Source organism: Sphingomonas sp. FARSPH, from assembly GCF_003355005.1.
In the GTDB taxonomy this organism is placed as follows: Bacteria; Pseudomonadota; Alphaproteobacteria; order Sphingomonadales; family Sphingomonadaceae; genus Sphingomonas.
In genome coordinates, this window is sequence record NZ_CP029986.1 from 21481 (window position 1) to 36467 (window position 14987).

General features: G+C 65.3%; 12 protein-coding genes and 4 pseudogenes. 10 read left to right on the top strand and 6 right to left on the bottom strand.

Going from position 1 to position 14987, the window contains the following annotated elements:
• Positions 1-33 precede the first annotated feature (33 nt).
• Entirely contained in the window at positions 34-1182 is a 1149-nt protein-coding gene (locus tag DM480_RS15940; RefSeq protein ID WP_115381754.1) for an AAA family ATPase, read from the bottom strand.
• Positions 1183-1323: 141 nt separating this feature from the next.
• Here DM480_RS15940 and DM480_RS18890 point away from each other — a divergent pair, with 141 nt between their 5' ends.
• The 4 genes and pseudogenes from DM480_RS18890 (at position 1324) to DM480_RS15955 (ending at position 5143) form a co-directional block, all read left to right on the top strand.
• Entirely contained in the window at positions 1324-2196 is an 873-nt protein-coding gene (locus DM480_RS18890) for a DNA methyltransferase (RefSeq protein WP_443026406.1), read from the top strand.
• A 233-nt stretch (positions 2197-2429) separates the two neighbouring features.
• Positions 2430-2705, top strand: coding sequence for a hypothetical protein (locus DM480_RS18895; RefSeq protein ID WP_443026407.1), 276 nt, complete (start codon positions 2430-2432; stop codon positions 2703-2705).
• A gap of 166 nt (positions 2706-2871) precedes the next feature.
• Positions 2872-4071, top strand: a pseudogene (locus tag DM480_RS15950) (AAA family ATPase).
• 49 nt (positions 4072-4120) lie between these two features.
• Entirely contained in the window at positions 4121-5143 is a 1023-nt protein-coding gene (locus DM480_RS15955; RefSeq protein WP_115381539.1) for a ParB/RepB/Spo0J family partition protein, read from the top strand.
• 17 nt (positions 5144-5160) lie between these two features.
• Here the strand turns inward: DM480_RS15955 and DM480_RS15960 are convergent, their stop codons facing one another.
• Complete coding sequence (locus DM480_RS15960; protein WP_115381541.1) at positions 5161-6183, bottom strand: hypothetical protein; 1023 nt, start codon at positions 6181-6183, stop codon at positions 5161-5163.
• Between the two features lie 178 nt (positions 6184-6361).
• On the opposite strand from DM480_RS15960, the gene DM480_RS15965 reads away from it, so the two are divergent.
• The 6 genes and pseudogenes from DM480_RS15965 to DM480_RS15985 all read left to right on the top strand — a co-directional run.
• Positions 6362-6880 (top strand): hypothetical protein, encoded by a 519-nt coding sequence (locus DM480_RS15965; RefSeq protein ID WP_115381543.1) that lies wholly within the window; start codon positions 6362-6364, stop codon positions 6878-6880.
• On the top strand, positions 6877-8118 hold the full coding sequence (locus tag DM480_RS15970; protein WP_115381545.1) for a toll/interleukin-1 receptor domain-containing protein: 1242 nt from the start codon (positions 6877-6879) through the stop codon (positions 8116-8118). Before DM480_RS15965 ends, DM480_RS15970 begins: the two co-directional genes overlap by 4 nt.
• Positions 8111-9241, top strand: coding sequence for a tyrosine-type recombinase/integrase (locus tag DM480_RS15975; protein ID WP_115381547.1), 1131 nt, complete (start codon positions 8111-8113; stop codon positions 9239-9241). Before DM480_RS15970 ends, DM480_RS15975 begins: the two co-directional genes overlap by 8 nt.
• Before the next feature lie 3 nt (positions 9242-9244).
• Positions 9245-9655: pseudogene (locus tag DM480_RS18340) on the top strand (AlbA family DNA-binding domain-containing protein); the annotation flags it as partial.
• A gap of 435 nt (positions 9656-10090) precedes the next feature.
• Positions 10091-10711, top strand: a pseudogene (locus DM480_RS18345) (TraG/VirB4 family ATPase); the annotation flags it as partial.
• A gap of 92 nt (positions 10712-10803) precedes the next feature.
• Positions 10804-11190 (top strand): annotated as a pseudogene (locus DM480_RS15985) (helix-turn-helix domain-containing protein); the annotation flags it as partial.
• Positions 11191-11244: 54 nt separating this feature from the next.
• On the opposite strand, the gene DM480_RS15990 reads toward DM480_RS15985, so the two are convergent.
• From DM480_RS15990 to cyoB, 4 genes are read right to left on the bottom strand one after another with little or no spacing between them, the layout of a single operon-like run.
• A complete protein-coding gene (locus DM480_RS15990) occupies positions 11245-11958 on the bottom strand; it encodes an SURF1 family protein (protein ID WP_115381551.1) in 714 nt (237 codons plus the stop codon).
• A gap of 17 nt (positions 11959-11975) precedes the next feature.
• Positions 11976-12356 carry a cytochrome o ubiquinol oxidase subunit IV gene (gene cyoD, locus DM480_RS15995; RefSeq protein WP_157968816.1) on the bottom strand — a complete coding sequence of 127 codons (381 nt, stop codon included), beginning with the start codon at positions 12354-12356 and terminating at the stop codon, positions 11976-11978.
• Positions 12353-12988 (bottom strand): cytochrome o ubiquinol oxidase subunit III, encoded by a 636-nt coding sequence (gene cyoC, locus DM480_RS16000; protein ID WP_115381555.1) that lies wholly within the window; start codon positions 12986-12988, stop codon positions 12353-12355. The genes cyoD and cyoC overlap by 4 nt, the downstream gene beginning before the upstream one ends.
• Position 12989: 1 nt before the next feature.
• Positions 12990-14987 (bottom strand): cytochrome o ubiquinol oxidase subunit I, encoded by a 1998-nt coding sequence (gene cyoB / locus DM480_RS16005; protein ID WP_115381557.1) that lies wholly within the window; start codon positions 14985-14987, stop codon positions 12990-12992.

Here is a 14987-nt window from a genome sequence, read left to right on the forward strand (position 1 = left end):
GAACGTAAGCAGGACATTGTGCAATAGGAAAGGTTAGGCCGCGGCATGAATAACCGCCTCCTCGCTAGCCGGTTCGACCCGCCCCCAGCCCTGGCGGACCAGCTGCTCCACCTGCCTAAGCGCCTCGTCCAGATTGGCGCGGCTGCGCTTGTGCGTCTTGGGCGTGCCGATCGGCTTTTCCAGCTCATACACGGTCATCATTCGCATCGCCGCGTGGCTGATCTCGGCCGACTCTAGGATCGGAACGGGAAGGAGGGCAGGGCCGAAGCTCTGCTCCATGATCGCGCGCACCATGGCGTGGCTGGGATCGTTGCCGTCGAACTTGGAGCAGATCAGCCGGACAAATTGGTAATCGACCTCGATGCCGGCCCCGGTCAGCTGGTGCAGCACCTGATCCATCATCGACAGGAACTGCACGGTCGAGCAGAAATCCGGCGTCGTCGCCGCCAGCGGCACCAGCAGAGCGTTTGCCGCCTGCATCACTGCCAGGCTGATCGTGCCGAGGGCAGGGGGCGGGTCGAGCAGAACGATGTCATAGTCGCGCGCGAGATCCGACAAACCGCGCTTCAGCTTACGGAAGCGTGCCGCCAGTACCGATCCGCCGTCGCTGCCCGCCGCGGCGAGCTCATACTCCACGTCGAACAGCTCGAGGTTGGACGGGATCAGGTCCACGTTCGGCCATGGCGTCCGCTTCACCGCGTAGAGCAGGTCCGCCTGGGTCGGGTCGATCGAGAGATAGGGGTAGAGCGTCTCGTCGCGCTTGATGTTGAAGTGCGGGTTGAAGCCGAACAGCGTCGTCGTCGTCGCCTGGCTGTCGCAATCGACCACCAGCACGCGATAGCCCTGCACCGCGAAATAGTGCGCGAGGTGCGTGGTAACGGTCGACTTGCCGACGCCGCCCTTGAAGTTCTGCACCGCGATGATCGCCGGCACGTCGAGCGGCGCGCGGACAGGGGAGGCGCCCAGCACCTCGCGCATCCGCAGCATTTCCTCGACCGTGTAGCCCAGCCGGCGTCCGCTTTCGGAAGCCGGGGCAGGGGGGAGCCGCCCGTCATCCTCCGCCATGCGGATGCGGTTGGTGGAGCAGCCGAGCAACTGCGCCGCCTCGGCGATGCCGAAGCGCACATTGAGGCCCTTGCGGCTCTCGGGCAGAAACGCCTTGCGTCGGAGGCGCTCGATCATCCGCTCGCCGGCATCGGCTAGGTCGCCGATCTGCGTCAGCACTGCACCATCCTGCGCCAAGACAAAGCCCCTTGAACCTTTTCACGCGCGACCTTGCCAGATTTCATTCAGGACGGCAAGGAAGCGGCTGAAGGGGAAACAATGCCGATCCTGCACTGGCTAACACGCGACCGCGACGTGAAGGCGGCCGATGCCGTACCGTACCGCCTGCTGGAGCGCGACGCAGCGCTTTCCGCGGGTGCGCCCGGCAGCGGCAACATGCTGATCCACGGAGACAATCTGGAGGCGCTCAAGAGCCTGCTGCCCTATTATCGCGGGCAACTGAAGTGCATCTATATCGATCCGCCATACAATACCCGCAGCGCGTTCGAGCATTACGACGAAAATCTGGAGCACAGCCAATGGCTGGCGATGATCTGGCCGCGGCTGGAGCTGCTGCGCGAGCTGCTGAACGAGGACGGCAGCATTTGGGTGTCGATCGACGACAATGAGGGGCACTACCTGAAAGTCATCATGGACGAGGTGTTCGGGCGCGCCTCTTTTCTGTCTACTATGATCTGGCGCAAGAACTACTCACCTAAGTCAACAGCTCGCCACTTCTCGGAGGATCACGACTATATCTTAGTCTACGCGCGGAGTGGCGGCGTGGAGAGCGGTTGGATCGAATGGGAGTTCACTGCAGACGCACGCAAGCTAATTCAGGAGTCGGAAACATACGCGGTCCTGAATAGACAGGCCGTGCTCGGGTTCCGATCGAGCTACGCCCTTAAGCTTTACGAGATCGGCGCGCTGCGTATCCACCGGCGACAGCCGACCTGGCGCTGCGATATCACTGCGCTTCGCGCTGCACTCGGCATAGCTCCGGACGTATATAAGGATTTCGCGCAATTGCGCCGCAAGGTGTTTCAGACGGCGAAGAGTGAGATCGACCAGCTCGCGCACTTCCGGGTTGAGTGGAAGGAGACGCGGCAGGGGAGAGCCGTGGCCGAAGTCGAGTTCCGTTTCGAGGCATAGGACGCACCCGCGCAGATCGGGACGGTGGAAGGGCTGGAGCGGCACTCGGCGGGCCGGCGCGCGCGCCGCGAGGGTGCGGTCGAGACAATCGCGGTCGCTGAGCCGCCGCGCCAGGTCAGCCCCAGGTCCGGCTGCCTGTCGTCGTGGGGATAGCGACGGACGAAACTGGTGGTGCGGCCGGCCAAGCGAATGACGCTGGCTCGAACGCGCGGCCGGCTGCCGTCTCGGACCTGATGCGTCAGGCCGCGGGGCGGATGAGGTCGGCCGACGCGGAGCGGCCGCGCGCGAAGTTCGCAAGCTTCCCTTCCGGCTCGCTGCGTTGGTCGGGAGCCGAGGAGTTCCTGGCGATCGGTCGCTCCCATGGCGGGGGATGGGACGTGGATCTCATTGCCGAGGCTTATCGCGGGCATATGGGCGATCGCCTTGCCAAGCTGAGCGGCGCCAAGCTGCAGAAGTCGTGGCAGGGTTTTTGCGAGAGCTATGTCGCGCGAAAGGGCCGGCCGAGCTGAAATTGCACCGGTGCAATTTCGATCTAGACGGGTGGCGCATAGCCCCCAAGGGGTCAGGCGAGCAGCACTCCCCGCAGTCGGGCAGTCCTGTTTTCGAAATGTGGCCTACCGTTGACGGAAAAGTGCAAATGGGGCATGCCATGCTCTCCTAGCGAAAGGACGGCCTATGGCGACCGCAATTGCGCGGGTTAGACCGGATCAGACCCGAATCAGCGCGCTCGCCGAGCGATGCTCGAACATCCTTGAGAAGCTGCGGGATGGCGCGCAGAGCAAGCGTGCCGACGAGCGACGCGAACCGATCTTCACGATCGGAAAGGCGGCTGATCTGGTGGGACGTACGCCGGCGGCGATACGCTAGGCTGAGAAGGATGGTCGCCTGCCTGAACCAGGGCGCACCGAGACGAACCGCAGGGTCGGTTATACGCTGGCACAGCTGAACGACATGCGCGGGGTGTTCGGCACGCGCCCCTGGCGCGCGGCGGACGATCCCTGCGCCGTGGTTGCCGTCCAGAACTTCAAGGGCGGAGTGGGCAAGTCGACGATTTCGGTGCATTTGGCCCAGTTCCTGGCGATCCGGGGCTACCGGGTGCTCCTGATCGACTGCGACAGCCAGGCGTCGGCAACGACCTTGTTCGGCTACGTCCCTGACCTCGACCTTCAGGAGGAGAACACGCTCTATCCGTTCCTGCGACAGGACGAGCTGGTCAGCCTCGAATATGCCATTCGCGCCACGCATTTCGACGGTCTCGACCTAATTCCGGCCAATCTGCGGCTTTTCCAGTCGGAGTACGAACTCGCGGCCAGAATGGCGCGGGGGCAGGGGACCCTGCTGGATCGGCTGCAACAGGGCATCGCTTCGGTTGCGGACCGCTACGACGTGGTTGCGATCGATCCGCCCCCGGCGCTTAGCGCGATCTCGCTTTCGGTGCTGCGGGCCGCCAACGCTCTGGTCGTGCCGGTGCCCCCCACCGTCATGGATTTCTCTTCGACCGCCGCTTATCTCGCGATGCTCGATGAGACGATGCAGGTTCTCCTTGAGCACGGCATGAACACCGATCTCGCCTTCCTCCGCTTCGTGGCGTCGAAGGTGGACGAGAACAAATCCATGCAGCGCGAGCTGATGGGACTGATGGGGCAGCTCTACGGCAATGCGCTGGTTCGCACGCCGCTTAAGGATTCGGCAGAGATCGACAACGCCAGCGCGCGGTTGATGACGGTCTATGAACTGGAGGGCCCGACGACGAGCAGGTCTGTGCGCGACCGGTGTCTGACGTATCTCGACGGCGTGAATTCCGAGATCGAGACGGATATCCGATCGATGTGGCCGAGCCACGAAGGCCGCCTGCGGCGGGAGGGACTGGCATGAGCGCGGATGGAAATTGCACCGGTGCAATTTCGGGTGAAGGAGAGGCACCATGAGCGCGAAAAACCGTAGTTTTGCGGCTAATCTGGCCGGTGCGATCGAGGCCCCGGATGATCCGCCAGCGCGGCCGTCACGGCTTGGCATGGGTGTGCTCGCCGGACGCAGCACGCGACTTGCTGAACTGGCCACCGGCGCGCTCGTCAACCGCGCGACCGAGCTGGTCGACCCCGCCCGGTGCCGGATGTGGCACGGGCACAACCGCGACTATGCCGCACTCTCAGAGGAGCGTTGCCGCGACCTGATCGACAGTCTCAAGGCGCAGGGCAAGCAGGAGATGCCGGCGCTGGTACACCGTGTCCGGGACGATCCTGATCACGACTTCGAGGTGATCTCGGGCGCGCGGCGGCACTGGTCGGTGAGTTGGCTGCGCAGCCACAACTATCCCGAGTTCCGCTTTCTCGTCGAAATCCGCGAACTCACCGACGAGGAGGCTTTCCGGCTATCCGATATCGAGAACCGCGCGCGCGAAGATATCTCGGACTTCGAGCGGGCTCGCGACTATCTCCGCGCCCTGGACGCCTATTACGGCGGGAAGCAGCAGGAGATGGCGGAGCGCATCAACGTCACGGCGAGCTGGCTCAGCCGCTATCTCGACATGGCGCGCCTGCCGGCCGAGATCATCGCCGCGTTCGCGTCGCCTCATGACCTCGGCATCAAGCACGTGACGCAGATCAAGCCGCTTTTGAAGCCCGAGGATCGCCGTTCGCGCGTGCTCGCCGAAGGGCGCCGGATCGCAGACGCGCGCGCGAGCGGGGAATCGGTTCCGCAAGCCCCCGCAGACGTGGTGCGGATGCTCGCCGCGGCCGCCGAAGCCCCCAAGAAGACAGGCTCCCCCAAGAGGATAGGAAAGGTGTCGAGCACCGTCAAGACGAGTGGCGGGACAGAGATCCTCCGCGTCAACGGCCACGGCCGAGCCGGAGTGACCCTGACCTTGCTTCCCAAGACGGGCGCGAGCCGCGCCGATGCGGAGCAGGCGCTTGGCGAGATTCTGGATCGCTTCTGGCCGGCGAGTTGACCGGACATGGATCCGTCTCACCCGCCTTCGGTGGTGCTGAGCCCCAGGCGTGCGAGGCGCTCGTCGATCGCACGCATCTCGGCATCGAAGTCGGACAGCACCGCATCGAGCGGCGGCCTCGGCGGGGGAGGGGCGAGCGGACGCCCCCGGCGGGCCGGCACGAAGCCGAAGGACTGGGCAAGGTCCGGGGGGAGGTAGGCACGCCAGCTCTGGCGCCCGCTCACCTCGACAAGCAGGCCGGAGGCTGCGGCGCGCGCCAGCAGCTTGCCGGCTCCGGAGATGGTCAGCCGAAGCCGGATCGCCACGGCACGGGGGCTCAGCACCGGCTGGACCTGGGCGAGCGCGAGGACCCGCAAGAGCGAGCCAGGCCGGCGCGCGCGCGATAGGGCATCGGCCGCGCGCAGGCGGTCTTCTTCGATCGCCTTGAGCCGCTGCAGGCCGGTTTCGGCGGCGCGGCGCAGCTGCTTCAGGTAACGCCTCACGATCGCCTCACGATCGCCGGGCTGCAGCCGCAGTGCTTTGTCGGCGCATACCAGATTGGGCAGCGTGTTGCGTGTCGCGCCAAGCTCGTTGAGGAGCATCGGCATCGCGAGCCAGGGGGCGCTGGTGCGATCGGCCCGCGCGTGGCGGGCGGTCAGCTCGAGCGCGCGCAACAGCACCGGCCTTGTGCCCCAGTCGGAAGGGGGATCGAACGTGAAGGGCAGGGCCTCCCGCCAGTGGCGACGGGGGGTCACGCGAAGGTTCGCTTGCCATTCTGTGAGCTGGGACAGGTCGTCGCCGACGGTCGGCTGCCGCGTCCGGGAGGGCAAGGGAAGCCCGCAGGCCTGGCCGAAAATGTCGATTTCGTCGATTTCTGCTCCTTGTCCATGCAGCGCTTCGGCATAGCCGCTCCACGCGGCCCGGCGCACCCAGGCGGATCGGCAGCTCGTGGCGGAAATCCATGCATCCAGGCTGGCGACGGCGGCTGCTGTGGTCTCGAGTTCGTGCGCGAGCGAGCCCGTCCAGCTGGGTATCGAAAGATCGGGAACGGGTACGGCCATCGGGCAGATAGTAGACGCAAGGGCAGTGTTTGGTCTAGCGTGTCGGTACGCACAGTGTTGATAATGGACCCTTATCAACACCCCATTGTTGAAGCTTCTATATGCCGGTAAGGATTAGGAGCCGGCTGTCCGTACGCCGGCGGGCCTCGACACCGGGGCGTAACAGGGAAGACGAGGCGTGTACGAGCATCTGAGTGACCTTGCGCAGCGGCTCGGCCGCCACATGGCCGAGCATAGCGCCAAGGGTTTGCCGACGCACTTCGACGATGCGTTGCTCGAGGCGTTCCCGGGCGAGACCCGGAAGACGTTGGGGACGGCGCTGGCCGAGCTGGAAGCGGATCGCCTCGTCACGCTCTCGCACGTGCTGGGTCCGCACCTGCCGCGGGTGCGCACCACCGTGGAGCTGTTCATCGCCAGCGACCCGGCGATCACCGGACATGATCCGGTCGAGGACTCGGTCGTGCTCGCGCGGCTGCTGCTGGAGAAGCCGGACCTTGGCGGGAACGCCGCGAAGCTCGAGGAGGCGGCGGGCTGGGAACGTCGCCGCTTCAATCCTGCCTTTGCCCTGCTGATCCCGTGCGTTCACGACGGCCGCGTCCGCAAGTCGCTCCAGGACAACTATCCCACCATGGGCATCCTGCTTGCCGACGAGGATCTGGTCCAGCTGCGCCGCTACGTTCAGCGCAACAGCGGATGATCAAGTTGACCCACAATGGAAGGCCGTTCGACGCCCGCAAGTTTGCCGCGGACATTGAAGCCAAGGCGATCGAGCTCGGGATGCAGGCGCTCGAGGAGAAGGCGAGGGGCGCCGCTGCCTCGATCGTCGATCCCGAGACTGGTAGTCACGCCAATGTGTTCGTCGATCGATTGTCGGGGAACAGGGTTGCGATCCGCACGACCGGGTCGCCCGCCTTCGCGCGTCTTCTCGAAAAGCGTCTGGGTGTCGACCCGGGAGATGTTCAGGTCATGAATGCCGCCGACGGGGCAAAGCACCCGAAAATCTATCTGGCCCACGCCAGCGAGGACAAGGACCGGGTCCGTCCAGTCGCCGAGTATCTCATGGCGAACGGCGTCGACCTCTGGTTCGACGAGTGGGAGATCGAGCCCGGCGACAGCCTGCGGCAGAAGATGGAGGAGGGCCTCGGCGCGATGACCCACTTCGTCGTGGTGTTGACCGAGACGTCGATCACCAAGCCATGGGTGGCCAAGGAGATCGACGTCGGCCTCGTCCAGCAGGTCGGCGGCAAGAGCCGGTTCGTGCCGCTGGTCGTCGACCTCGATCCCGCGAAGCTCTCGCCCTTCCTCCAGGCGATGCTGTTCCTCAAGATCGATCCCGCCAGTGAGGCGGACCTCAAGGGCCTGGTGGACCGGCTGCATGGTGTGAGCCGCAAGCCACCACTCGGGGACGCGCCGCGTTACGTGCAGAAGGCTCCGAGTGGGCTCGAAGGCTGGTCCCCCGCCGCGATCGCGATCGGCAAGCACATTGTGGAGACCAGCGCGAACGCGACGGCCGTCGACCCCATCGTGACCCTCGCCGATCTGCCGGCGGCTCTCGGCATCGCTGCCGATGACCTGCGGATCGGGCTGCTCGACCTCAAGGACGCCGGTTACCTGCGCGAGATGAACATCAGCGGGCACTATGCCCCGCAACCGGCGCTGTTTGTGGACTTCGACGAGGCGTTCATGCCCTTCAGCCCAAGCGAGGACGCGCGCACGCTCGCCAACCGGATGGTGACAGGCGAGGAGCGGGCCGTCGACACCCGGCAGCTCGCCGAAACGCTGGGATGGGAGCCGCGCCGGATGAACAGCGCCATCTGCTATCTCGAGCGGGCCGGTGCCATCAAGGCGCGGCACGCGCCCGCCTCCGCCCCCTGGCGGGCCGTGCAGCTCGTTCGCACCGACGAGACCCTGCGCTTCGCGCGTAGCCATGGCTGAGCCTGGCCTGGTTCGTGCCGAGACGGCGCCGATCAGCGAGGTCGTTGCGCAGGTCGAGGCGCTCGCGCCGGCGCGGCGGCTTGCCGACCCCCAGTTGGTCGCAGCCGCCGCCCGGGCCTGGTCGGTCAACACGATCCGCGCCTTCCTGTCGGACCTGAGAATCTGGGATCAGTGGTGCCGGCGGCGTGGCCTGACGACCGCCCGGGCCGACGCTGATGCGGTCGCTGCCTATCTGCGGGCTCTGTCGGGAGTCGAACAGGATCCGCGCAATCCGCTGAAGCGGCGGGCGCCCGCGACGATCGAGCGCTATCTGGTGAATATAGGCTGGGCCTACCGCATGGCCGGGCTCGAGGACCCAACCGCGGCGCCGCTGGTGCGGCTCGAGCTCAAGGGCTTGCGCAAGCTTCTGGGAACGCGACAGCGGCAGGCGCGGGGTATCCGGTTCAAGGGTGAGGTGAGCGACCTCGACGACCCGGCGACCGGAATCTGTCTCGCCCATCTGCTCAAGGCCTCCCGGCGCGACATGCTGGGCGCGCGCGATCGCGCGCTCCTGCGCGTGGCGTACGACAGCGGCTGCCGCCGCTCCGAGCTGGTCGCGATCCTGTGCGAGGCGATCGAGGGGCCCGACCCCGATGGATCCGGAACCCTGTTCATAGGCACGAGCAAGACCGACCGCGAACGGGCCGGCGCGCTCGCCTATCTGTCACCGGCGACCATGCAGGCGATCGAGGAGTGGCGGCAGGCAGGAGGGATAAAGACCGGGCCGCTTTTCCGGCGGGTCGAGACCTATTTCGACGGAGGGGTTCGGTCGGTGGGGGAGGGGGCTCTTCACCCGAACACGATCACCCTGATCTACCGCCGCCTCATTCGCGCGGCGTTCGACAAGAAGCTGCTCGGCACAATGAGCGAAGCCGAGCTGGAGCGCTGGGTGGCGGCTGTCTCCAGCCACTCGATCAGGGTCGGGGTCGCGCAGGACAATTTCGCCGCTGGCGAGAGCCTGCCCGCGATCATGCAAGCCTATCGCTGGCGCGACCCCAAGACCGTCATGCGCTACGGCGCGCGGCTCGCCGCCAAGAGCGGGGCGTCGGCGCGCCTCGCACGCCGCTTTCAGGAGAGCCGTTGAGCGATGGTCAGGATCACCGTGACGGAACCAGCCAAGCCGGAACGGCGTCGTCGCACGCTCGACCCGATAACCGTCTCCGAGATTGCCGCGGGCAGCCTTCAGGAAGGGCAGGAGCTCGATTTCAAGCGGGAAGTGAACCTCGACAAGCCGGAGGCGAAGATCCCGCTGCTGGACGATGTGGTCGCGTTTTTGAGCCGAGGCCCTGCCCGCATCATCGTCGGCGTCGAGGAGAAGGGCGGCCGCTTCGAGAGCTTCCGCCCGATTTCGGGCGATCCGGACGAGACGGCGCTGCGCCTCCAGACGGTGATCCAGGACGGTATCACGGCCGTTCCCTTGGACGTGCAGGTCGTGCCGATCCACCTTGAGGAGGGGTTCATCCTCGACATCCAGATCCCGCGGCACGCCGGCGCGCCGTTCATGAACCGGCTTTACGGCGGCTATCTGATCCGGTCGGGCGCGCGCAATCTGCCGATCGATCCGGGGATGCTGCGCAGCAGGTTTGTCGACGAGACCGCGTGGATGAGCCGGCTCGAGGAACTGACCGCAAGCGAGGATGCCAAGCTTGCCGCCAGCGGTCGCGTGGTCGCACGCCAGGCACTGCGGATCGGGATCCTGCCACAGGAGCACTTCGACCATCAGCGCCGGGCGTTCGAGCACGGAGACCATGTCCGCTACCCAGGACCCGTATTCCACGAACATTCCGATCCCTGGTTCAAGGCGGCCGAAGATGGCCATGAGCTCTTCGCCAGGGACCTGAGGTCGCAGGGGATCGAACGCTTGTTCATCCGTGATGACTGGTTCGTCCATGCCCAGGCAGCCTTCGCCATCCAGCAGCTGAGCGGGGAGGGGATCGCCGCGCTCAACGAGACTGGCAACGAGCTCGCCTCGCATCTCGCCATCGCGATGATGCCGTTCTCGAGCGCGGGCACCTACGGTAAATTCTTCCAGGGCGAGGTCTCGTTCGAGCTGCAGGCACAGCTCACGGTGTTCGAGCTGTCCGACCTGTCCTCGCGCGAGGAACTGCGCAGCGTCGTCCTGACCGCGATCATGTTCATGTCGCAGCAGATGATGCGGAAGGTCGACCGCTCGATTCCCAAGGCGCTGCTCCTGGACGAGGCCTGGCAGATGCTTCGCGGTGGGGCGATGGCCGATTTCATCGAAACCTACGCCCGCACGTGCCGCAAGTATGGCGCCTCGTTGGTGACGGCCACGCAGTCGCTCAACGACTACTACAAGTCGGCCGGGTCCATAGCCGCCCTCGAGAACAGCGACTGGTTCGTGATCCTCCAGCAGAAGCCGGAAACGATCGCCGACTTCAAGAAGCACGATCGCTTCGAGATGGACGACTATACCGACGCGCTGCTCCGCTCGCTCAAGCGCAACGGCTTCGAATATTCCGACATCATGATCAAGGGGCCGGAGACGCTGGCGGTCGGCCGGCTGGTCCTCGATCCCTTCTCTGCCGCGCTGTGCCTGTCGGTCGCGTTGGTCGTGGGGTTCTTCGCGCAGTTCCATGCCGCCCTTGGCCGGGCTGCGCCGTGCTTCGCGGCCGCGCTGCTCGCCGCGGCGGCGCTGTACACCTGGCGGTACCGGGGATCGTCGACCTGTCCGACCTTGTCGCGGACAGCGCGGGCGTCGCGCGCATCGTGCTCGAAGCAGTGCAGGACATGCTGCTACGCGTCGCGCTTCAGACCGCGCGGGACGATTACGAGACGCGGCGCGAGCGTCAACGCGAGGGGATCGAGATCGCCAGGCGGGCAGGGCGGTATAACGGCCGCAAGCCGGACACGGCACTACACAAGCGCATCGTCGGCCTACGCCACGCGGGCATGAGCATCGCGCGCACCGCCGAGCTGGCGGGGTGCAGCATTGCCCAGGTGAAGCGGGTGACCGCGCTGCATCGGGGAACCCTGATCTCCAGCCGACAAAGCGAAGTCATCGGCGAATAGCGATCCAGATTGCGCGACGAGCTAGTCAGCTGGCGGCATGAGCTTCGACCAGCCTCAGCGCCGGCGAACCAGCACAAGTGCGTAGCCGCAGAGGATCGCCAAGCTGAACCAGGTGAGTGCGTAAACGAGGTGATTGTTCGGAAACGACACCACGGTCATGCCACCTGACGGCCAGCTGCCCGGGATCGGCGTCGCGTCTGCATCGATGAAGTACGGCATCACAGCCGTCAGGCCGCGTCGAGCGGCGATCGCCGCAACATCGCGCGAGTACCACCGATCTTCCGCTGGTCTGTTCGGTCTGAGGACGCGACCGCCCGGCTCGCTGAGGCGAAGGAGCCCCGCCACGCGCGCAGGCCCGAGTGGCAGCGCGGCCGCTCTGGTCCGGCGATCTGCGCGTTCAGGTGGGACGAACCCTCGATTGACGAGAACGGTGACGCCATTGGGTGTCACGACGGGAGTTAGAACCCAGAAACCGTTACCCTGTTCGGTCACGGCCTGCACCAGCGTCTCGCGGTCGTGCTGGAAACGCCCGACGATCATGACGTGGCGATACTGCCAATCTGATGCGGGCCGTCGGCGCCAGTCGGACAACGACGGCGCCGTGACTGGAGGAGCGTGGATCCTTTCATCCACCGCCTCGATAAGGGCGAGCTTCCACGTGCGCCGCTCAACCTGCCAGATGCCGAGAGCGGTGAACAGGAGGAGCCCGGCGAAGGCCAGGCCGGCCAGCAGCCATCGCCCTTTCGCGGACCGGCGCAGCTCGCTCACCGGGCAATCCCGCGCTGCTAGCGAACCGGTCCAATCTGCCCGCCAGGCATCGGCATCATGTTTGTGTTGAGATGGAACATGACCCAGATCGATCCGCCAATTGTGATGATGACGATCACGGCCGTGAACAGGAACGCCAGAAGCGTCCAACCGCCCTCGGACCGGGTGTCGAGGTGAAGGAAGCAGACCACGTGAACGACGATCTGGATCAGCGCGAGAGCAAAGATCACCGCCGCGATCCAGCCGGGTGCGGGGCCGGACTGTGACATCACCAGCCAGAACGGGACAACGGTGAGCACGATCGCCAGCAGCGACCCGATCCGGTAGCCGAGCCGGCTGCCATGCCCGTGCGTGTCGCCGTGCGCGTGGAGCGCGGCGTCGTAGGCTTCGGTGCTCAACGGATCACTCCATACAGATAGACGAAGGTGAAGACCCCGATCCAGATGATGTCGAGGAAGTGCCAGAACATCGACAGGCAGATGAGCCGGCGCTTCATCGGCTGGATGAGGCCGTGCTGACCGATCTGGACCAGCGAGGCGGCGATCCAGATCAGGCCCACCGTCACATGGGCGCCATGCGTGCCCACCAGTGTGAAGAAAGCTGACAGAAAGGCGCTGCGCTGCGGCCCTGCACCCTCTGCGATGAGGTGCGAGAACTCGTAGAGTTCGACGCCGACGAAGGCGAGGCCGAGCAATCCGGTGATCGCGAGCCAGAAGCGGGTCGGCCCGACGCGGCCCGCTTCCATGTGCGGCATCGCCTCGCCGAAGGTGATCGAGGAGGCGAGCAGGAAGGCGGTGTTCAACGCGACGAGCTTCAGGTCGAAGATCTCGCGCGGTACGGGACCACCGGCGTAGCTAGTGCTCACCACCCCGAACATCGCGAACAGCGAGGCGAAGATGAGCGCGTCGCTCATCAGGTAGATCCAGAAGCCGAGCACGGTGGCGCCGTTGCCGCCGTGATCATGGTCTTCCTGTTCGGCGAGATGCCAGGTCGTGCTCGCCTGGCGAGGCCCAAGTACGTGGTCGGTCATGTCAGGCTCCGGCGGCGAGCAGCTGCCGCCGCTCGCTCTCTGTGCGGGTCACTTCGTCCGCGGGGATGAAGTAGTCGCGCTTGAAGTTGAAGGTGTGACCGACGGCCACGATGAGCAGCCCCGCGAAGCTGAGCGCAGCCAGCCACCACATGTACCAGACCATGCCGAAGCCGAGCGCGAGAGCGAGGCCCGCAAGGATCACGCCGCTGCCCGTGTTGCGCGGCATGTGGATCGGGCGGAAGCCGTCCGCCGGCCGCTCATAGCCTCGTGCCTTCATGTCATACCAGGCATCGAGGTCATGGACGACGGGCGTGATCGCGAAGTTGTAGGCCGGGGGCGGCGAACTGGTCGACCATTCCAGGGTCCGGCCGTTCCACGGGTCGCCCGTCACATCCGCGAGCTGCTTGCGCTTCACGAAGCCGATCACGATGCTCATCACGAAGCCGAGGATACCGACCAGGATGATCACCGCGCCGATCGCGGCGATCACGAAATAGGGCTGGATGCTGATGTCGTCGAAGTGGTGCACGCGTCGCGGCTCGCCCATCAGGCCCACCACGTAGATCGGCGTCCAGGCGACCCAGTAGCCGATCACCCAGCCCCAGAAGGCAACCTTGCCCCAGAACTCGTCGAGCTTGAAGCCGAACGCCTTGGGGAACCAGTAGGTCATGCCCGCGAACAGCGCGAACACGACGCCGCCGATGATGACGTTGTGGAAGTGGGCGACGAGGAACAACGAATTGTGGAACACGAAGTCGGCGGGAGGAATGGCGAGCAGCACCCCGGTCATGCCGCCGACCACGAAGGTCAGCATGAAGGCGACGACCCATTGCATCGGCAGCTCGAAGCGGATGTCACCCTTGTACATGGTGAACAGCCAGTTGAAGATCTTCGCGCCCGTCGGGATCGAGATCACCATGGTGGCGATGCCGAAGAAGCTGTTCACGGTCGGCCCTGCGCCCATCGTGAAGAAGTGGTGCAGCCAGACGAGATAGGACAGGATCGTGATGACCACCGTCGCATAGACCATCGACGAGTAACCGAAGAGCGGCTTGCCCGAGAAGGTGGCGGTTATTTCGGAGTAGATGCCGAACGCCGGCAGGACCAGGACGTAGACCTCCGGGTGTCCCCAGATCCACACCATGTTCCAGTACATCATCGGCGCGCCGCCGAGCTCGTTGGTGAAGAAGTTGGTGCCGACATAGCGGTCGAGCATCAGCAGGAAGAAGGCGGCGGTCAGCGCCGGGAAGATGGCGATCGCCAGCACGTTGCTGCACAGCGCGGTCCAGCAGAAGACCGGCATCTTCATCAAGGTCATGCCCGGCGCGCGCATCTTGATGATGGTCGCGACCATGTTGATGGCGGACAGGGTGGTGCCCACGCCCGCGATCTGCAGCGACCAGAGGTAATAGTCGACGCCGGTATCGGGGCTGTAGGCGAGCTCGGCAAGCGGCGCGTAGGACAGCCAGCCGGTGCGAGCAAACTCGCCGACGAACAGCGAGATCATCACCAGCACGGCGCCGGCGGCCGTCAGCCAGAAGCTGAGATTGTTGAGGAAAGGGAAGGCGACGTCACGCGCGCCGATCTGGAGCGGCATCACGAAGTTGATGATGCCCACCACCAGCGGGATCGCGACAAAGAAGATCATGATCGTGCCGTGCGCGGTGAAGATCTGATCATAGTGGTGCGCCGGCAGGTAGCCCTGGTCGGCTCCGAAAGCGACGGCCTGCTGCGCCCGCATCATGAGCGCGTCCGAGAAGCCCCGCAGCAGCATGACGATGCCGAGGATGATGTACATGATGCCGATCTTCTTGTGATCGACGCTCGTGAACCACTCGCTCCAGAGATAACCCCAGAGGCGGTACTTGGTCACGGCACCCACGATGCCGAGCCCGAGCAGGGACACGACGATGAAGGTGGTGAGCAGGATCGGCTCATGGAACGGGAATGATTCCCAGGTCAGCCGACCAAAGACGGATTTGAGCAGTGAGTCAGACAT